Source organism: Bacillus sp. N3378-2at (assembly GCF_033412715.1).
GTDB lineage: Bacteria > Bacillota > Bacilli > Bacillales > Bacillaceae > Bacillus > Bacillus subtilis.
In genome coordinates, this window is record NZ_CP117986.1 from 2,879,063 (window position 1) to 2,897,573 (window position 18,511).

Here is an 18,511-nt window from a genome sequence, read left to right on the forward strand (position 1 = left end):
TTCTTTGTTAAATATGAAACAGCCAGACGACGAGCGGGCCGAAGAATGAGCCGAGCACCGCACAAAGCGTCATGGAGACGGAACTCATGGAGACGGCCAGTTCTCCATATTCCAATGCTTTGGAGGTGCCCAGTGCATGGGAGGCGCTGCCTAATGCAATGCCTTGTCCTAGGGAGCTGCGTATGCGAAGCCATTTTAGGAAAAGCGGCCCGAGGATGACGCCTGAAAAGCCCGCAATCATGACAAATACGACTGTCATGGAAGGGACGCCGCCAAGACCGGCGGCGATCTGAATAGCGACAGGGGTTGTGATCGACTTTGGCAGAATGGATAATAAGAGATCATGATCAATCCCGAATGCTTCTGCGAAGATCAGCCCGCTGATCATTCCCATGCATAATCCGACCAGGACGCCGCCTAGAATTGGAACACAATGTTTGACAATAATATGCCATTGTTTATAAAGCGGATAGGCCAGTGCCACGACAGCCGGCCCAAGCAAAGAATTGATCCATTTCCCCCCGATCATATAGCCTTCATAGGAAACATGAAACATCATCAAAGCCGCTACAATCAAAATGGTCGTTGTCAGAACAGGGATCAGAAATGGAAGCGGGAATCGCTTATAGAGTTTGACCATCGCTAAATAAGCGGCAACTGTTAAAAGAATTATAATGATCGCGATACATGCTTGCTGCATTTCTCTTTCTCCTCCCGTTTTTTTGCTTTTTTCTCTAATAGCTGGCTGGCGAATCCAGCCGCAATGATCGTGACGATGGTGCTCAGAACGACTGTAATCAGCAGCATCAGGCCATTGAATGAAATGAGAGACGGATAGTTTATCACTCCTGTCATTGCCGGGATGAACAACAATGGAAGGAAGGATAATAAAAACCCTGCTCCGTCTTCAATGATGGAGACGGGAACAATACGGAGGCCCAAGCAGATCAGAAGCAATACCAATCCAACGATGCTTCCTGACACGGGTAAATGAAACAGATGCTGAATGGCTTCCCCGATCATAAAAAATACATATAATATCAACACTTGCAAGATAATTCGTATGACTTTCACATCAAGTGCTGCTCTCCAATCAGAACAGCTTCCTCCTTTCTGGTGCTTGCTTCTAGGATGGTTCTGAGGAATCGCTTTACTTTCTTTTTATATGATTGTACTATACAAGTATAATAATTGATTTAGTCATATAACGACTTGTATTTATTCAGTTAATGTACATTTGTATTATACAAGTATATATGATGTTGTCAATGCCGGAGATTGGAATAGGGAGCGAGAGCGATTGCAAAATCAAAATCCAGTTGAATTAATTGAATATGAGCTGACGACTTTTATCAGGAGAGCTGTTTATCTGGATCAATCAGAGAAAAGAACAGGGAATTTGGAGAGATCTTCGTACTTATTACTGAGACAATTGGATGAGTTTGGGCCTGCTCGTGTTAAGGAATTGGCAGAATCGTTTAAGCTTGATATTTCTACTCTTTCAAGACAAGCAGCTGCATTAGAGGCAAAGGAGCTCATCTATCGTTTCTCAGACCCATCTGATGGGAGAGTCAGCCTGTTTACCATTACAAAACTCGGCAAACAACTATTAAAAGCCGATCAGCAAAAGCGCCTTGAACGTTATGAACAGATGCTGAAAGAATGGTCAACACAGGAAAAAGAGATGTTCGGCGAGCTGCTGCAGCGTATGAACAAGGCTTTTATCGATTAACAGCTAAAAAACCCATGGTTCGCTGGAACAGCATGGGTTTTTCTATCATGGTCAGAGATTATCTGCATCGTTTGGCGGCAGCCCAAGCCACTAGTCCTGCAACAACAGCCGCAGATACAATGGGGCGCTTCGTCGCATTCGTGTAGTAGCTTCTTGACCTCATCCATCCTTTATTTGTGCCTCTGTCATGCATACCGCAGCCCGCATCATAAAGAGCACTTTCTTCTCGCGGTTTGGACGGTTTTTCGGCATGCTGGCTGTGATACATGATTTTTTCCATCAGTCTGTCGGTCAGACGAGGGAAAAGCGCGCCCAGCATGGCGATGGCTTTGGCCTGTGAGCCGATGTACATGTCGCGCTTAGGGTGTTCGGCGGCAAACAGGATCGCTTCGGCGACTGCTTCCGGTGGATAGATCATGGAGCGGTAATGAGCCGGCTGTTTGTCGAGGTAGCTGTGCGCATGCTCGTTATAAGGTGTGTCAATTCTGCCCGGGTGGATGAGCGTTACCGAGACGGGCGCCTGTTCCTTTTCGAGCTCCATTCGGATGCTTTCCGTCCAGCCGTGAAGCGCAAATTTGGCAGATGCATATGTGGATTGAATGACCGTTCCCCTGTCTCCGAACAGGCTTCCTACATTAATGAGTGCGCCCGGCACACCTCTGCCGGTGTAGTGTTTGACAGCCGCTCTTGTTCCGTAAACAGGTCCCCAGAAATTTGTGTCGAACATGCGCTTCATGTCTTCGACGGTGACGTCCATGGCATGTCCGAAAGTCGAGACGGCCGCATTGTTGACCCATGTGTCAAAGCGGCCGAATGTGCTGATCGCGGTTTCTGCGATGCGGTTGACGTCCTCTTCTTTTCCGACATCCGCCTTTACCCATATGGCGTCGTGCCCTTTTTCCTTAAGTTCATCAGTGAGCTCCTTCAGCGCGTCTTCATTTCGCGCTGCTGCCACGACCTTTGCGCCTTTTTCAGCTGCCATTCGTGCCGTGACAAGTCCGATTCCGCTTGAAGCGCCGGTAATGACGATCACCTGATCCTTAAGCTTTTTCAGTTTGAGCTTTGTTTTTATGGCGGGGTTTTGTCGTTCAAGCTGTTCTGTATTTGTGACTGAATGATCGATTGTCATTGAGAGATCCCTCCTAGACGCTGTTTTTGTACATTACCCCATCCGGAAGGGTCTTACCCCTTTTGACAATCACAGGGTTCTTTTTTATATTATATAAGTCGCTCTACCATACCTAGGAGGGAATGTTTTAATGACTAGCAGAGGAGATTCACGTGAAAAAATCCTTCACACGGCGTCACGTCTGTTCCAGCTGCAAGGATATCACGCGACAGGTTTGAACCAGATTGTAAAAGAAAGCGGTGCTCCTAAGGGATCGCTTTATCACTTTTTTCCGAATGGCAAAGAAGAATTAGCAATTGAAGCGGTTACATATACAGGTAAGATCGTTGAACATCTGATACAGCAAAGCATGGATGAATCCTCTGATCCAACAGAAGCGATTCAGCTTTTTATCAAAAAAACAGCCAGCCAATTTGATAACACAGAAAGCATTAAAGGTATTCCAGTCGGTTTGCTGGCGAGTGAGACAGCGTTAATCAGTGAACCGCTGCGGACGGTTTGCATGAAGGTGTTTAAAAGCTGGGAAGCGGTTTTTGCCAGAAAATTAATGGAAAACGGATTTGCAGATGAAGAAGCAAATCAGCTTGGAACGCTGATTAATTCGATGATTGAGGGCGGCATCATGCTTTCGTTAACGAATAAAGACAAAACGCCTCTTCTTCTCATTGCCGAACAAATACCAGTGCTGGTGAGAAAAAAAGGGTAGCATTTTGTTATCCTTTCTCCTACAATTATATAGAACGGTCTAGACAAATAAATGATAATATATAGACTGGTCTAAATTGGAGGAAGCGATAATATGAAAACATTATGTACACATTCATTGCCTAAAGAAAAAATGCCTTATTTGCTCCGGAGCGGAGAAGGCGAGCGCTATCTGTTCGGCAGACAGGTTGCCACGGTGATGGCGAATGGGAGGAGCACAGGTGATTTGTTTGAGATCGTGCTTCTTTCCGGGGGAAAAGGAGATGCCTTTCCGCTTCACGTCCACAAGGACACACATGAAGGAATTCTCGTTTTGGACGGGAAACTGGAACTGACACTTGACGGTGAACGCTATTTATTAATATCAGGTGATTATGCCAACATTCCGGCGGGAACACCGCACAGCTACCGGATGCAGAGCCACAGAACAAGACTGGTGTCCTACACGATGAAAGGAAACGTAGCGCACTTGTATTCCGTTATTGGGAATCCGTATGATCACGCTGAACATCCGCCGTACGCAAGCGAAGAAGTCTCAAACGAGCGATTTGCAGAAGCAGCCGCTGTAGCGGACATTGTATTTCTAGATGAAGGAAAGCCTGCATGTTCGGCCAAATTAGCGGAACTTACAGAGCTGCCAGATGGAGCGGTTCCATACGTTCTTGAATCTGGAGAAGGAGATCGCCTGTTGACTGGAGATCAGCTTCACCGCATTGTGGCTGCACAAAAAAATACAGATGGCCAGTTTATCGTCGTATCCTCTGAAGGCCCTAAAGGTGACCGAATCGTTGATCACTACCATGAACATCATACAGAAACATTTTATTGCCTTGAAGGTCAGATGACGATGTGGGCAGATGGCCAGGAAATTCAGCTGAATCCGGGAGATTTCCTGCATGTCCCTGCAAATACCGTTCACTCCTATCGCCTTGATTCTCACTATACAAAGATGGTGGGCGTATTGGTTCCTGGTTTATTTGAACCGTTTTTCCGGACGTTAGGCGACCCGTATGAAGGCCACATCTTCCCATGTGAGCCTCAGGCTTTGCACTTTGATCGCGTTTTGCAGAATATCGAAGCATTAGATTTAAAGGTAGATTATCGGGCTGATATTGTATCGGCTCGATGAAGGGAAGGCGCATGCGCCGGAAGTGCTGGCGAGGGAGTTTTTGCAGTTTTTGGATGTGAAGAAGTATAAGGTTGTTTTGCTTTGAAGTGCCCGGAGACTTGATCCGGGCTTTGGGTCGTTATAATACTTGGTCTTTTGATTTTCTTTCTTTTAAGGTGAGATTGAGAAATAGAAGAAACAAAAGAATAAAAACAATATTCACCGTCCAAGACTTCCAGCTTACAGTGGGGGACAATACTGTATTGAAGAAAAGGCGAACGATAGAAGAGAATAAAAAGAGTAAAAATAACAGTTTGTTTTGAGACATGATTCTATACGTCCTCTGCCTTTCTTATAAAAAATAAAATGCCTCAAAGCAGATCCTCATCTGCTTTTGAGACATATATGCACTTTTTCTCTAGATGGAAATTAACGTAAGTGTAATACATCTAAAAAATAATCAATATATCTTTTGGAATCAACGATAATTGATACATCAGTCTGCATGCCATTTTTTAAGTGTATTTTTGTTCCGTTATTTTTTTCAATTTCTTTACTTTCTATTGTGCTTTCAGCAATATAAAATTTTTGCCCGCTTTGATCACTTATACTGTCTGGACTTATTTTTGTAATGACACCTTTAACGGTTTGATTTGTATTTTCAATATGGAATCTTACTTCATCTTTTTCATTTATATTTGTGATCTCATGACTCGGAATATAAATGTTAGCTTTAAGCTTCTCTTTATCAGGAACAATAGTCAAAATGGCGGTGCCTGCTTGTAAATAATCACCTGGAGATATATTTGTTAATACATTAACATAGCCGTCACTTGTTGCTTTTATTTTATATTTTTCTAATTGTAAATCTATCATCTTTAGATCATCTTCTTTTGATTTAAGAGTGGTCTGAAGATCTGTTTGCTTTTGAGATGTTTGATTTAGCAAATTTGTTTTAAGCTGTTCAATTGAAAGCTTATAATTTGTTTCCTCTGAGTTATCGGAATCACTGTCAGAATCGTCACTTTTCATTGAACTGTTAATCTCATCAAATGATTGATTTAATTCGTCTTTTTCTTCGCTTAGTTTTACTAGCATATCTTGTTTTAAACTTTCAAGCTGTCCGTTTAGATTCTCTTTCTTCTGTGAGAAACTGTTTTTATCGAGCTCATCTTTCATCTTCCGTAGATCATCAAGCTGCTGCTCTACATTTTGTTTGTTAGTTTGAAAACTATTATAGTAAGAACTGTACTTATCATCCTGTTTGGCAAAGGATTTATTGTTTTTAATGGAGTCTTGCAGATCAGAAATTCTTTGAAGCTTTCGTTTCACTTTGTTTTTTGTCTTATCGAGACTATTTTTTATGCTTTTTTTCTGCTTCTTAAGTTTTTTCTGTTGAGTTTTTGCATTTTCTTTTGATGACTCTAACAAATTGCTTTGTTTTTCGTATGAGAGATATTGATCTTGATAACCCCAATGATCGTCCTCGCTGAATAAATTTTTGTCATTTTCAATACTTTTTTTTAGAGTTTTGTTTAACGCAGCTTGTTCTTTTACATCTTTGATATCTGCTTTAACAGCTTTTTTCTGCGCTTGGATTTCAGTATTGTCTAGAGTTAATAGAGTATCCCCCTTTTTCACCTTATCAACCTGTTTAATATCAACTGTTTTTACTTTGCCGGCTACTTCGTTTGTTACGTTGCTGTTAGGTTTCGTATATTGGATGTCAGCTGCCGTTTTTAGAATCACTTCTTTCTTTCCATAGAAACTAAAAACAATACATGCAATAAGTAAAGCTATCAGTATATATGTAAAGAAAACACCAATTGGTTTGGGTTTTGATTCGTAGAATTCTCTGCTATCCTTCAAATCATGTAAATTGAAAAAGTTACGTTTCATCTAAATTGTCACCATCTCTCTCGATGGCATTTGGTTCTCCCACAACTCATAGTACTTTCCTTTTTTCTTCAATAAATCATTGTGGTTCCCATACTCTATGATTTCTCCATTTTCCATGACAAATATTTTGTCGCAATTCATAATTGTACTTAAACGATGAGCAATTATAATTGTAGTTACATCGACAGTCTGAGCGTAAATCATCTTTGATATTCCCTGTTCGGTCGTCGTATCGAGGTTGCTTGTTGATTCATCCATTATAAGAATGTTAGGTTTTCTTAATAATGCCCTGGCAATTGCAAGTCTTTGCTTCTGGCCTCCAGATAAATTAGACCCGTTTTCCTCTACGAGAGTATCGTATCTCATTGGTAAATCATTGACAAAATCATGTACATTTGTTTGTTTGCAAACTTCTATAATCTCTTCGAAGGTAAAACTTCCTGAGTTCCCAAGCAAAAGGTTTTCAAGAATTGATCCTTGTATAAAATGAGATTCTTGAGGTATATAACTTATGCTTTCCCTTAACGCATTGGTGTGAATATCATTTATATGATAACCATTGATTAAAATCTCACCTGATTCAGCTGTATAAAATTTCATTAAAAGCTTAGTCAAAGTAGATTTTCCTGAACCGCTTTCTCCAACAAAGGCAACTTTCTCTCCTTTTTGAATATGCAGTGTAATATCTTTTAAGATGAGCCTTCGAGTTCCGTATCGAAAATCAACATTGTTTATTTCAATAGGGCCTTGTATATAGGCTGGATCGGTAACCCTTGCTTCAGATGTTTGTATTTCAGGTTCTTCATCTAAAATTTCTCCCAATCTCTTTGAAGCAACCGAAGCTGACTGAAGTTTGGATTGAAGTGAGATGATATTTTGTAAAGGGTTCAAAAAATATGCCAATAGTGCGTTATATGTAATCAACTGGCCAATTGTCATATTTCCCTTTATGACTTGCCAAGCGCCGATCCATAGTATCAATGCACCACTTATTAAATCTAGAAACAACTTAATAGAACTTTGAAGATTATCAATTACACCGTGTTTAAAAGAAGATTGCAAGTATTTCACAAATCGCTTTTCAGTTTCAAATGACATAATATATTCAGCATTGTAAGCTTTTATTGTTTCTATACTACTTAATGTTTCAACAATTTTTGAAGTGAGTTGAGCATTATTTTCCATTTCATTGTCATTAATACTCTCATAGGGCTTCATAAAAACCCAAACAGTTAGAATATAAAAGGGGATTAAAGCTAATGTTACTATAAACAAAGAAGTATTTTGAATATATAAAAAGATCCCAACCATGATTAACATAAATGTATCGAGCACTGCGGACAAGGATGCGCTGACAATAGCATCAATAACTTTATTTGTATCATTGAATCTAGCTAAAATTTCACCATCTTTTCTAGTGCTAAAGAATTTCATAGGCAGCTTAAGAACATGCTTAAAGTAACCCAGCATAATGGATATACTTAATTTTTGACCTAATAGAATCATTAAATATTGTCTAAAAGCTGTTAAAAGAACCTTAAATAGGTACATTATTATAAGTCCAATAGAAATAATATGTAAAGAGTTCTTCAAACCGTTGGGCAAAATTTGATCAATGATTGTCTGAAAATAAAAAGTGCTCAGAATACCGAAGATCGTAATAATAAAAGATGCTAATGCTGTATGTATAATTAAAGATTTTTGATGAAGTATTAAATTTAAAATGTCTTTTTTAACACTTCTAATGTCTGTTTGTTGCTGATAAGTATCACTTGGAACCATAAAAATTAAAATTCCGGTCCAAATCTTAAAAAATTCATCTTTCCTATAGGTGATTATACCTTTTCCTGGATCAGCAATAATAATTTTATCTTTTTTAATTTTGTGTATGACCATGTAATGCAATAATTGACCATTTAAAACCACATGTGCAATAGCTGGAAGAGGGAACGGTTGTTCGAAAGCTGTTTGATCAGCTTTAACTCCTTTTGCAGAAAACCCAAGGGTCTCTGCTGCTTTTATTACACCAAGAACATTAGTACCTTGTGTATCTGTGCCAGCAATATTTCGAATTTTCGCTAGTGATATCTTTGATCCATAGTGCTTTAGAATCGTTGCTAAACACGCAGCACCGCAATCTTTATCATCCATTTGTTTTACACAGTGATATTTTTTTAAAATCATTTTCTAATCTCCGTAGTTAAAAAATTTAATCCGTAAAATTATGCGGAACTTTATAATCATAATATAACAGTAATACATATATCGATAATTTAAGGTGAAATATAACTTTTTTGTGTAAAGGTACGATGAAATTTAGATTATTAATTGTACATACTTTTCACACTTATATGTTTTTTGCTAGTTGTTCTAACTCCATCTTAAAAGTTTTAGAATCAATATTTTCGTTATATTCAATAATTTTGTTCTGGATAGTTGAGTTCATTAAAAACAGGGGCCTGTAATCTTTCATTAAATTGCGAAACCAAGCATGTTTTTTTAATGTTTTTAAGTTTCTTCTAAATTTCAAGTTTCTTTTTGATGGTATGGTAGTAATTAAAATCCATATCACACTCTCAACTAATATGTACAAAAACTCCATCAAATTAACCTCCTTATGCTAATAAAACATTATGATATTAAAATTAATTTTTCATAAAAAATCCTTTTCTAGATTAACATAAAAAAAACTTTGGTTAAAGTTTCAAGTAGTTAGTTATTATATGAATTTAGTCACTAGTGTTGCATAAATTTTGACTGAATTTTCTGCTTTCTTGTTTTTGCTCATGAGAAGAAAAACAAAGACATTTGAATAGAGGTAGTTAACATCCATTTTTTTACTATAATCTTTGACGAGTGCAACAGACCTGTGAAATTCTTTAGGGCACGGTTTTCCCTACGATTTTTCGTAGCCATAAATGAGCGGATTTCCATGGTGCCGCTTTGAGTAAGCGACTAATTTGTAAGTACGTCCTTGAACTGTTCGTGTTCAGCTGTGCCAGTACATTTAGGCAATATACAATCATTGCGATATACACTTGATTATGTACGCCTTGTTCGCTCTGCGCGTAGAACTTTTTGATGTTCAGGTGCTGCTTCAGCCATTTAAAAAATAGCTCGATTGCCCAGCGCGACTTATATAACTCAGCGATTTCGTCAGCGCTTAAATCAAATCGATTCGTGATCAGATGCAGTTCGTTTCCTTTTGAATCGAGCACTTTGATGAGGCGAAAAGCGTTTTCTGCACGGTTTTGTGGTGTACCAATCAAAACCATTTCATCTGAAAACACAAGCGAGTCTTCAGGCAGTTTAAATGGCTCGATTACACGAATGACAGCGTTTTTTCGTAAGCGTGACACAAAGAAATACCCATCGTCTGTCATGCGGTCAAATCGTTCATAATCCAAGTAACCCCGGTCAAAGACGTACATGCATTCTTTGTCGTCAACGAGTACTTCCAGCTGACCACGATCATGTTCTTTCGCGTTTGTCAGCACCGCTTTATCTGGATAGGAACAGCCTTTTTCTGCGTAAACAAGACGTAAATGAAGCTTGATGCCCGACTTTGTTTTACGGAATTCAGCCCACTTATGGTTTTTCAAGTTCAATGGCAACGTACTCGAGTCGATAATTTTCAGTGGTGTTGTCGTTTCTCGGCGCTGCTCATAATGTGATTTCTCGTGAATTTGGGCAACTAAATCCAAAAATACCTGTTGGAACACTTCAGTCGGCACTTGATTTAATCGGCGTCCGAGCTGCGAAAAGCTAATCGCTTCTAAATGCGTCGCTTTTTGAAGGTCGTCAGAAAATAATGTCTCACTGACTGCACGCAGACTCTCGGTTTCATTGAGCTGAGCGAATACGAACAATTTCAAGAATGACGCAATATGTAGCTTCTTTGTATAGTAATTTAATTGATAGCTTTCAACTAATTCCTCGAGTTTTGTGGAGAAAATCGGTGAAAACCATTGTTCAAATGATGTTTTTCGTGTAAACTTATCCATGCTTATTGTCCTTTACTTTGGATTTGGATGGTTTATTACCGCCCTACCATTATAAAGGCTTTTTTTATGCAAAGATAAAATTACTGAAAATTTAGATTTTTATAAATCGTTGAATTATTTTAATGCGACACTAGTGGAATTTAGTCAAATATTCAATTACATAGCGACTCTAGGATATTAAGTAATTAAAGAAATTATAGGCATTTTAGATGTATTAAGTAATATAAATTTGGTTATAACTGTTGAAAAAACTTCAAATTACATTTATAGTAATATAAGTCGACAATAATTTACCAAGTTCGGACTTAGGAGGAGTAAACTATGAAAAAGCAAAACACCAATTTTGAATTATTAACTGTAGAAGAAGCTGAAAAGATAGATGGTGGGGGTTATGGTTCTTATTTAATAAGAGGAGTTGGAACAGGCACTGCTGTGGGAGCAGCTTTAGGCGGGCCTGGCGGAGCTGTTTTAGGTGCTAACGTTGGGGCTATCTGGGGTTCTGCAGCGTACGGTGTAGATGCATTGATTTCTGGACATAAGTAATTAAAATTTCACTAATATAAACGTAAAAAAACAGGAGGTTTAGCATGTTACATAATATCGAAAATAGTAATAAAATGATTGAATTGAGTGAACAAGAAATGTTAAATACTGACGGAGGAGGGTGGAGAGATTTAGCAGGAGCTGCCGCAGGAGCTGCAGTAATGGGTGGAACGGCCATTGCTTTAGGAGCGGCTGCTGGGCCAGTTGGATTTGCTGCAGGAGTAGGAATGGCAATCTTAACTCGCCCAGGTCATGCTAGATAACTTATCTTATAGAAAGCTGTCGATAAATGACGACAGCTTTTTCTTTTACAATTATTTGAGGGCTCAACTTCATACCTTTACCAACAGTTTTGTAGTGAGGGGTTATGTTAATACTTTGAAAAAATCTGTAGGTTAATATACTCCTATTACTATTAGTGTTAAACACTTTCCTTAAAAGGTTATAACCTAATTTAAATTATGTACTAATTAGATTGTTTATGTGAATACTTAATTATAGAACGGATGCTTAGAAATATAACAGTGTAGAAGAGTGAAAAAAATAGTAACTGAATCAGTAATTCTTTCATATTATTTATTTCTTTAGAAAGAAAACTTATTATTATCCAAAACATTCCGCTCAGTATAAAAATATAAAAGTGTTTTAAATTGCTGTTTTTTCTCTTTATTATTAAGCCCCTTTTTATAGCAAAAATTGAATAATAAGTGCTAACAACCATAAACGATATAATTATACTTAACTGGGTGTAAAATAAGTTCTGGGTTAGAATAGAAACAAAAAAACTAAGAATAAATAAAATTATAGACAGACCAAAACTGTAATAACTCAGTTTATGTTGTTCCTGCTGTATTCTTTCATCAATCATTCTAACTATGCACTCCTCTATAAATTATCTGAAGGCCAAAAAACATCATCTAAAGTTTTTTTAAAAACGTTACAAATTCTTATACATAAATTTAAACTAGGATTGTAATGACCTTTTTCTATTAAGCTAACAGTTTGTCTTGTTATCCCAAGTTTTTTAGCTAAATCAGCCTGAGTTAAACCAAGAGTTAATCTTTCAATTTTAACCTTATTATTCATGGCATCCTCCTTTATTAATGATCGTAACATATATATTACTTTATGTACAATATATATTACATTGATAGGATGAAATTGTTAAAACTGAAAGGAGTCTTTTGGAGATATTCTTAAATGAAACATATTACTGAGATAGTCGGAGCCTGACTAATATTCAATGTTCAAGGTTTTAGATTGAAAAAAGTCATAAATAGGAGTGTTTTTTTTGTTTCGTTTGCATTCGGAAATTAAAAAAAGAGGGCGTTTTATCCCTCTTTGAGCTAACGTTATTTCGTTTCTTCCTTCCATTTCTCATCAATCAGCATCTTCCCAGGCCATGTATATGCCATGATGCCGCCGTCTGCGGTGATGTCCTCTCCTGTGACGTATGAGCTGTCGTCTGACGCGAGGAACAGCGCTACTGTCGCCATTTCCTTCGGCTGGCCAAGGCGGCCGAGCGGCGTGACCCATTTGTTGGCTTCGCGGAATGCTTCGCCCATTTCCTGTTCTTTGGTGCCTGCTAATTTGTCAATCAGCGGGGTTTCGATCGTACCTGGTGAAATGGAATTGACGCGGATGCCGTTCCGTGCGTAGTCGATTGCCATTGCCTTTGTCAGGTTGGTGATACCGCCTTTTGCCGCGTTATAGCCGGAGCGGTCAAGATCCGCGGCGCGGCCTGACATGGAGGAGGTGTTGATGATAGAACCTCCATTGTCGAGCATGAGCGGAATCAGATATTTGCTGCAAAGGAACGTGCCGCGCAGGTCGACGGCGATAATGCGGTCAAACAGGTCAACCGGATATTCGTGCACCTTTCCGCCCTCCTGATCAACGCCGGCATTATTAAACAGAATATCAATCGTTCCGCATGCATCCTTGATTTGGTCAGCAAAAGCTTTCACACTGTTTTCATCTGACACATCGAGGTGAAAGGATTCGGCCTGTCCTCCGTTTTTTTCTGATTGCGTCAACTGTTTCTTCCATTTGATCTGTATTGATGTCTCCGATCATTACACGCGCGCCTTCATTGGCAAAAACCTCTGCCGTCGCTTGTTCAATGCCTGTCGCGGCGCCTGTGATCACTGCGGTTTTGTTTTCAAGTCTTCCCATGACGAGACCTCCTTTTTCTATTTGGCAGTGATAAACATGAAGAAAAAGAACTGCCAACATATGTTAAGATGGATTGGGAAATTGTTGGGAGGGTTGTGTGTTTTGAAAGTACAGCATAAGAAGGAGCTCAAGTTTTATTGCTTTATCACGATTCCATCGGCGTTTGTTGTGCTGACTGTCATCTCTTTTTTATTGCAAGAGATTACGTTTCCGGTGACTGCAAGCGCATTTCTGAATGCTTCATGGCATAATCTTTTGTTTTTGATACCGTTCGGTTTGTTTTTCTACCCGGTGCATATATGGATGAAGCGGGAGTTTGGCCGCTGGAATGACACAGAAAAAAAGAGAGGATGATGAAGCCTCTCTTTTTTATGAGAATGAGTGAGAAAAAGAGTGAAAACAAATCCAACTAATGTTAAATTTACATATATATGCATCTATCAATCTAATTGACAATTGTCATCTTATGTGATAAATAGATGCTAAAAAGGGTTTACATAATGGTAAAGGAGCGATCAAGAGTGGCGAAAAAAGAGTTTAAAGCAGAGTCTAAACGCTTGCTGGATATGATGATTAACTCCATTTATACCCAAAAAGAAATTTTCCTGCGCGAGTTAATCTCCAATTCGAGTGATGCGATTGACAAAATCTATTACAAAGCGCTTACGGACGATGCGCTTACGTTTGATAAAGACAGTTACTACATAAAGGTCGCAGCTGACAAAGATGCGAGAACATTAACCATCTCTGATACGGGGATCGGAATGACAAAGGATGAGCTTGAACAGCATCTTGGAACAATTGCAAAAAGCGGTTCCCTCGCGTTTAAAAAGGAAAACGAGCTGAAAGACGGACATGACATTATCGGGCAGTTCGGTGTCGGTTTTTACGCGGCATTTATGGTTGCCGATGTCGTGACAGTCATCAGTAAAGCGCTTGGCAGCGAAGAGGCTTATAAATGGGAGTCTGCGGGTGCAGACGGCTATACAATTGAGCCGTGTGAAAAGGATTCTGTCGGTACAGACATTATCCTGAAAATCAAAGAGAACACAGAAGATGACAGCTATGACGAATTCTTAGAAGAATATCGTTTAAAAGCGATCATCAAGAAGTACTCCGACTTCATTCGCTACCCGATCAAAATGGATACGACCATTAATAAGCCGAAGGAAGGCAGCGAAAATGAATTCGAAGAGGTGCAGGAAGAGCAGACGGTCAACAGCATGGTGCCGATCTGGAGAAAAAACAAAAGCGAGCTGACAGATGAGGATTATGAAAAATTCTATGCTGAAAAGCATTACGGGTTTGATAAACCGCTGACACACGTTCATATCAGTGTGGATGGAGCGGTTCGCTACAACGCGATTCTATTCATCCCTGAAAACATGCCGTTTGACTACTATTCCAAGGAATATGAGAAAGGCTTGGAGCTGTATTCCAATGGCGTGCTGATCATGAATAAGTGCGCAGACCTGCTACCGGACCACTTCAGCTTTGTGAAGGGCATGGTCGATTCCGAGGATCTGTCGCTGAATATTTCCAGAGAAATGCTGCAGCATGACCGCCAGCTGAAGCTGATCGCGAAAAACATCAGCAAGAAAATCAAAAGCGAGCTGCAAAGCCTGTTGAAAAAAGACCGCGAGAAATACGAGACGTTCTACAAGTCGTTTGGCAGACAGCTGAAATTCGGCGTGTATAATGATTTTGGCGCGAATAAGGATCAATTGAAGGATCTCCTATTATTCTACTCTTCAAAAGAGAAAAAACTGGTCAGCTTAGACGAGTATGTTTCCAGAATGCCAGAGGAGCAAAAATACATTTATTACGCGACCGGTGATTCTTACGACCGCATTGAGAAACTGCCGCAAACGGAAATGGTGGCGGACAAAGGCTATGAAATCCTCTACTTTACTGAGGACATCGATGAGTTTGCAATTAAAATGCTGGCTTCTTATCAGGAAAAAGAATTCAAGTCCGTATCAAGCGGAGACCTTGGCATAGACACGGATGAGGATCAAAAGCAGTCCGAGGAAGAGGAAAACAAGTATAAGGATCTGTTTAAGGAAATGAATAACATTCTGTCAGACAAAGTGAAAAACGTCAGAATCTCAAAACGGCTTAAATCACATCCAGTCTGCCTTGCTGCTGACGGCGAAGTGACAATTGAGATGGAAAAAATCTTAAACGCAATGCCTGACAGCCAAAATGTGAAGGCGGAAAAAGTGCTGGAAATCAACCCGAATCACGAGGTATTCCAAACGCTGCAGGACGCGTTTGAACAAGATAAAGAGAAGCTGAGCCTGTACACAAACCTTCTGTACAATCAGGCGCTTCTCATTGAAGGCCTGCCGATTCAGGACCCTGTTGAATTTACGAACAATATTTGCAAGGTCATGGTGTAAACAGAAAAAGGAATCGTCCCTTAAGGAGACGATTCCTTTTTTTTATAAAGTACGCTCATTCAGCACTTGGTTTTGGGTGCTTTTCTTCTTTTTAAACCGTTTTTTCAGGCTTGCTTCAATTTCCTCCAAGCTTTTCCCTTTGGTTTCCGGTACCATGTAGAACGCGAAGAAAAATGAGAGAAGACAAATGACTGAGAAAACCATAAAGACCCATGCGATGCCCATCGCGCTTAGCATCAGCGGGAAGACAAGCGACACGATCAGGTTAGCCGCCGATAACACCAAAGTCGTGAACCCTGTCGCGGCTCCGCGTGCTTTGGATGGGAAGAGCTCAGGCATGAGCACCCACACTACCGGACCCCATGTCGCCTGGTAAAAGACGATATAGACACCTAGAAAGACTACTGTCATCCACGCTGTTGAAGCGGAAAGCCCCAGTGTCAGGAGCACGCCTGATAAAGCAGCAAGGCTCAGTGTGATGCCGACACTTCCCCAGATCAGAAGTTTTTTGCGGCCGACACGGTCAATTAAAATCATGGCAGTGATACACATGATGACGTTAAGGACGCCGATTCCCATTGTGCCGAGTGCGGAAGCTGACGTGCCAAGACCGGCCTTCGTAAAAATGGTCGGCGCGTAGTAGATGACCGTGTTAATGCCGACAGCCTGCTGAAAAATGGCAAGACCGACGCCACTCAGAAGCATAGGGCGAATCCATTTGGCTTTTAGGACGCTGAGTGTTGTTTCTTTTTTCTCTGCTTCTCCTTGCTTCATCTCTGCCAATTCCATTTCGATGTCTTTGGGATCATGAGTGATGTTCATGATTCGTCTCGCTTCTTCTTCACGGCCGCGCTTCACGAGCCATCTTGGCGATTCCGGCATGAATGCGATGCCGATTAATAGAAGCACGGCAGGCACTGCGGCCAGACCGACCATCCAGCGCCACGCTTCAAACGGTGTGAACAGGTAGTTAACGATATAGGCGAGCAAAATCCCGGTGACAATCATTAAGTTGTTCATTGTGCCGAGTGTCCCGCGAATTTTCGTCGGTGCCATTTCGGAAAGATACACGGGCACAAGTGCCGTTGAACCGCCGACGGCCAACCCGAGTATCACCCTAGATGCAATCAGCATGCCGATTGTTTGAGAAAATGCGCAAGCGAGCGCACCGATAATAAAAATGATGGAAAGGACAAATACAACCTTTCTCCTGCCTCAGCGGTCTGAGCATGTGCCGCTCAAGGCAGAACCGAAAATCGCACCAAGGAGCAGCATGCTGACAACCAATCCTTCTGTCAATGTCGTTAAAGGAATATCGTTATTGATAAACAGGAGTGCTCCGGAGATAACACCTGTATCGTAACCATATAGCAGTCCCCCTAAAGCGCCGAAAAAGTAGATCATATATTTCCTTGTGTCTTTCTTCACGAATGTCTCCTCCTCAGTTGTTGAGCCAATGAGTATCTAAAAATGTGTAACAAAGTTAATAGATTAGTACCCATTTCCTATCTCATTTGAAACATTTGTTTTGAAAAAAAAGAAACATTAAAGCCAAAATGCGGGATATTGCCGGTTTTTGCGCAAGTTATTGACAACAAGAGCGAGGATCACGATGATGACAGATCCAGTGAGCACGGGAAATACTAAATAACTCCAAGCGTACGCCCCTTGAATGACGACAATCGGGTCGGCGCCGGCAGGAGGATGAGTGGTTTTGGTCAGCATCATCAAGCAAATGGCAAGCCCTGTCCCCAATGCAAAGGTCCATGGATGGGCGCCGAATAGGTGAAGGACAACAATCCCGGTAAGCGCGGAAATAAAATGGCCGCCAATCACATTTCTCGGCTGTGATAATGGAGCGTTCCAAGCGCTGAATACCAGCACACAGCTTGCTCCAAAAGGCGCCATTAACCATAAGCTTGATGTATAAGCGGTCAGCGAAATGAGTGTGAGTATGGTGATAAATCCTCCTATAAGTCCTGTAACAGCGTCTTTGCCGTTTACCTGTAAAGGCGTTTTTCCTGTTCCTTTCATTTTCAAAAAGAAGTTGTTTTCCAAATTTATCCCTCCAGTATGTATAGAATAATAGCTATAAACTAACCTGTAAATTTTATTTTTAGAGGTTAGTTTTTAATTCAATAAAAAAACCGTTCGCTGGGGAACGGATTTTTACTCATGATTGATTTTTTTCTGATGGCGTGAGACCTTATGTCTGTTGCCGCATATTTTCATGGAGCACCATTTTCGCCTTCCTGTTTTATCAAGAAAGAGCAAAATGCACTTTTCATTGGCACATCGTTTTAGGTGTTGAATTTCTTTTGTATGAATCAGCCATAACGCATCGTAAGCGATAAGCGATAAAATGGAATCGTCTGGTTTTCCATTCGGAATAAGGGCAAGCTTGTCATCTATGATTTGATAAGAAAAAGGAGCGGCGGCGATTTGATCTTGCAGGAAAGAGATAAAAGCTGGAGAAGGTTCACTGCCATCGGCGATACGCTCAAAATGTTTTCTCAGCTCAGCCCGGAATTGATGAATCCGTTGCAATTGTTCTCGGACTTGCTGCAGCGCAAGAGAACTGAGAAAAGGAGCGGTTTCTCCCATTATTTCTAACTATGCCATCAGATCTTTTTCTGACTGTATGAGATCGTGCCGTTTATCATAGCTTATGATTTCAGTATTCACGAGATCGAGGGAAAGGTTTTGTGTGATAAGAGGGAATTGAGCATTTGCCATTGTAATCATTCCTTTCAAAATTATTGTAAGCGCCAAAACCTTTTTTACGCAAGGATATGAAAATAAGGAGGCTTTTTT

17 protein-coding genes and 4 pseudogenes are annotated in these 18,511 nt (G+C 40.3%); 8 read left to right on the top strand and 13 right to left on the bottom strand.

The genetic code is table 11. From position 1 onward, the window contains the following. Positions 1-7 precede the first annotated feature (7 nt). Complete coding sequence (locus PUN35_RS15510; RefSeq protein ID WP_003227015.1) at positions 8-700, bottom strand: LrgB family protein; 693 nt, start codon at positions 698-700, stop codon at positions 8-10. Then, positions 670-1,074, bottom strand: a complete 405-nt coding sequence (locus PUN35_RS15515) for a CidA/LrgA family holin-like protein (RefSeq protein ID WP_009968420.1) — start codon at positions 1,072-1,074, stop codon at positions 670-672. Before PUN35_RS15515 ends, PUN35_RS15510 begins: the two co-directional genes overlap by 31 nt. A gap of 226 nt (positions 1,075-1,300) precedes the next feature. Here PUN35_RS15515 and PUN35_RS15520 point away from each other — a divergent pair, with 226 nt between their 5' ends. Continuing rightward, positions 1,301-1,732 carry a MarR family winged helix-turn-helix transcriptional regulator gene (locus tag PUN35_RS15520; RefSeq protein WP_003243994.1) on the top strand — a complete coding sequence of 144 codons (432 nt, stop codon included), beginning with the start codon at positions 1,301-1,303 and terminating at the stop codon, positions 1,730-1,732. Between the two features lie 58 nt (positions 1,733-1,790). Here PUN35_RS15520 and PUN35_RS15525 read toward each other — a convergent pair whose 3' ends face one another. Next, positions 1,791-2,861 carry an SDR family oxidoreductase gene (locus PUN35_RS15525; protein WP_014481441.1) on the bottom strand — a complete coding sequence of 357 codons (1,071 nt, stop codon included), beginning with the start codon at positions 2,859-2,861 and terminating at the stop codon, positions 1,791-1,793. 130 nt (positions 2,862-2,991) lie between these two features. On the opposite strand from PUN35_RS15525, the gene yxaF reads away from it, so the two are divergent. The 3 genes and pseudogenes from yxaF to PUN35_RS15540 all read left to right on the top strand — a co-directional run. After that, positions 2,992-3,567, top strand: a complete 576-nt coding sequence (gene yxaF / locus PUN35_RS15530; RefSeq protein ID WP_014481440.1) for a transcriptional regulator YxaF — start codon at positions 2,992-2,994, stop codon at positions 3,565-3,567. 93 nt (positions 3,568-3,660) lie between these two features. Next, on the top strand, positions 3,661-4,695 hold the full coding sequence (gene qdoI / locus PUN35_RS15535; RefSeq protein ID WP_014481439.1) for a quercetin 2,3-dioxygenase: 1,035 nt from the start codon (positions 3,661-3,663) through the stop codon (positions 4,693-4,695). Beyond that, positions 4,664-4,780: pseudogene (locus tag PUN35_RS15540) on the top strand (TetR/AcrR family transcriptional regulator); the annotation flags it as partial. The gene qdoI and the pseudogene PUN35_RS15540, both read left to right, overlap by 32 nt. Positions 4,781-5,103: 323 nt before the next feature. On the opposite strand, the gene PUN35_RS15545 reads toward PUN35_RS15540, so the two are convergent. The 4 genes from PUN35_RS15545 to PUN35_RS15560 all read right to left on the bottom strand — a co-directional run bounded on the left by PUN35_RS15545 (position 5,104) and on the right by PUN35_RS15560 (position 10,577). Further along, entirely contained in the window at positions 5,104-6,573 is a 1,470-nt protein-coding gene (locus tag PUN35_RS15545; RefSeq protein ID WP_014481437.1) for a beta-barrel domain-containing protein, read from the bottom strand. Continuing rightward, positions 6,574-8,757, bottom strand: a complete 2,184-nt coding sequence (locus tag PUN35_RS15550) for a peptidase domain-containing ABC transporter (RefSeq protein ID WP_014481436.1) — start codon at positions 8,755-8,757, stop codon at positions 6,574-6,576. A gap of 163 nt (positions 8,758-8,920) precedes the next feature. Further along, on the bottom strand, positions 8,921-9,175 hold the full coding sequence (locus PUN35_RS15555; RefSeq protein WP_014481435.1) for a hypothetical protein: 255 nt from the start codon (positions 9,173-9,175) through the stop codon (positions 8,921-8,923). Between the two features lie 277 nt (positions 9,176-9,452). Continuing rightward, positions 9,453-10,577 carry an IS4-like element IS4Bsu1 family transposase gene (locus PUN35_RS15560; protein ID WP_014478926.1) on the bottom strand — a complete coding sequence of 375 codons (1,125 nt, stop codon included), beginning with the start codon at positions 10,575-10,577 and terminating at the stop codon, positions 9,453-9,455. 321 nt (positions 10,578-10,898) lie between these two features. Between PUN35_RS15560 and PUN35_RS15565 the strand changes: the two genes are divergently transcribed. Together PUN35_RS15565 and PUN35_RS15570 are read left to right on the top strand one after the other, a co-directional pair. After that, complete coding sequence (locus tag PUN35_RS15565) at positions 10,899-11,120, top strand: Blp family class II bacteriocin (RefSeq protein WP_014481434.1); 222 nt, start codon at positions 10,899-10,901, stop codon at positions 11,118-11,120. Between the two features lie 44 nt (positions 11,121-11,164). Next, positions 11,165-11,383: a hypothetical protein gene (locus PUN35_RS15570; RefSeq protein ID WP_014481433.1), complete on the top strand. Its 219-nt coding sequence runs from the start codon at positions 11,165-11,167 to the stop codon at positions 11,381-11,383. A gap of 203 nt (positions 11,384-11,586) precedes the next feature. Here the strand turns inward: PUN35_RS15570 and PUN35_RS22510 are convergent, their stop codons facing one another. The 3 genes and pseudogenes from PUN35_RS22510 to PUN35_RS15580 form a co-directional block, all read right to left on the bottom strand. Then, positions 11,587-11,988: a DUF6773 family protein gene (locus PUN35_RS22510; protein WP_033881093.1), complete on the bottom strand. Its 402-nt coding sequence runs from the start codon at positions 11,986-11,988 to the stop codon at positions 11,587-11,589. A 17-nt stretch (positions 11,989-12,005) separates the two neighbouring features. Further along, the gene (locus PUN35_RS15575) at positions 12,006-12,206 is read right to left on the bottom strand and encodes a helix-turn-helix transcriptional regulator (RefSeq protein ID WP_033881094.1); all 201 of its coding nucleotides are present in this window, start codon (positions 12,204-12,206) and stop codon (positions 12,006-12,008) included. 266 nt (positions 12,207-12,472) lie between these two features. Then, positions 12,473-13,295, bottom strand: a pseudogene (locus PUN35_RS15580) (SDR family oxidoreductase). Between the two features lie 102 nt (positions 13,296-13,397). On the opposite strand from PUN35_RS15580, the gene PUN35_RS15585 reads away from it, so the two are divergent. Together PUN35_RS15585 and htpG are read left to right on the top strand one after the other, a co-directional pair. Next, positions 13,398-13,649, top strand: coding sequence for a hypothetical protein (locus tag PUN35_RS15585; RefSeq protein WP_014481429.1), 252 nt, complete (start codon positions 13,398-13,400; stop codon positions 13,647-13,649). Positions 13,650-13,816: 167 nt separating this feature from the next. After that, positions 13,817-15,697, top strand: a complete 1,881-nt coding sequence (gene htpG / locus PUN35_RS15590; protein ID WP_014481428.1) for a molecular chaperone HtpG — start codon at positions 13,817-13,819, stop codon at positions 15,695-15,697. 42 nt (positions 15,698-15,739) lie between these two features. On the opposite strand, the pseudogene PUN35_RS15595 reads toward htpG, so the two are convergent. From PUN35_RS15595 to PUN35_RS15605, 3 genes and pseudogenes are all read right to left on the bottom strand, one after another. Beyond that, positions 15,740-17,125, bottom strand: a pseudogene (locus PUN35_RS15595) (sugar porter family MFS transporter). A 117-nt stretch (positions 17,126-17,242) separates the two neighbouring features. Continuing rightward, on the bottom strand, positions 17,243-17,731 hold the full coding sequence (locus tag PUN35_RS15600) for an HPP family protein (protein WP_228224868.1): 489 nt from the start codon (positions 17,729-17,731) through the stop codon (positions 17,243-17,245). 135 nt (positions 17,732-17,866) lie between these two features. After that, positions 17,867-18,442 (bottom strand): annotated as a pseudogene (locus tag PUN35_RS15605) (CGNR zinc finger domain-containing protein). Positions 18,443-18,511 lie beyond the last annotated feature (69 nt).

Excerpts from the sequence above, each read along its gene's own strand:
- PUN35_RS15510 (WP_003227015.1), bottom strand. The coding sequence starts at position 700 with ATGCAGCAAGCATGTATCGCGATCATTATAATTCTTTTAACAGTTGCC.
- PUN35_RS15525 (WP_014481441.1), bottom strand. The coding sequence starts at position 2,861 with ATGACAATCGATCATTCAGTCACAAATACAGAACAGCTTGAACGACAA.
- yxaF (WP_014481440.1), top strand. The coding sequence starts at position 2,992 with ATGACTAGCAGAGGAGATTCACGTGAAAAAATCCTTCACACGGCGTCA.
- qdoI (WP_014481439.1), top strand. The coding sequence starts at position 3,661 with ATGAAAACATTATGTACACATTCATTGCCTAAAGAAAAAATGCCTTAT.
- PUN35_RS15545 (WP_014481437.1), bottom strand. The coding sequence starts at position 6,573 with ATGAAACGTAACTTTTTCAATTTACATGATTTGAAGGATAGCAGAGAA.
- PUN35_RS15550 (WP_014481436.1), bottom strand. The coding sequence starts at position 8,757 with ATGATTTTAAAAAAATATCACTGTGTAAAACAAATGGATGATAAAGAT.
- PUN35_RS15555 (WP_014481435.1), bottom strand. The coding sequence starts at position 9,175 with ATGGAGTTTTTGTACATATTAGTTGAGAGTGTGATATGGATTTTAATT.
- PUN35_RS15560 (WP_014478926.1), bottom strand. The coding sequence starts at position 10,577 with ATGGATAAGTTTACACGAAAAACATCATTTGAACAATGGTTTTCACCG.
- PUN35_RS15565 (WP_014481434.1), top strand. The coding sequence starts at position 10,899 with ATGAAAAAGCAAAACACCAATTTTGAATTATTAACTGTAGAAGAAGCT.
- PUN35_RS15570 (WP_014481433.1), top strand. The coding sequence starts at position 11,165 with ATGTTACATAATATCGAAAATAGTAATAAAATGATTGAATTGAGTGAA.
- PUN35_RS22510 (WP_033881093.1), bottom strand. The coding sequence starts at position 11,988 with ATGATTGATGAAAGAATACAGCAGGAACAACATAAACTGAGTTATTAC.
- PUN35_RS15575 (WP_033881094.1), bottom strand. The coding sequence starts at position 12,206 with ATGAATAATAAGGTTAAAATTGAAAGATTAACTCTTGGTTTAACTCAG.
- PUN35_RS15600 (WP_228224868.1), bottom strand. The coding sequence starts at position 17,731 with ATGAAAGGAACAGGAAAAACGCCTTTACAGGTAAACGGCAAAGACGCT.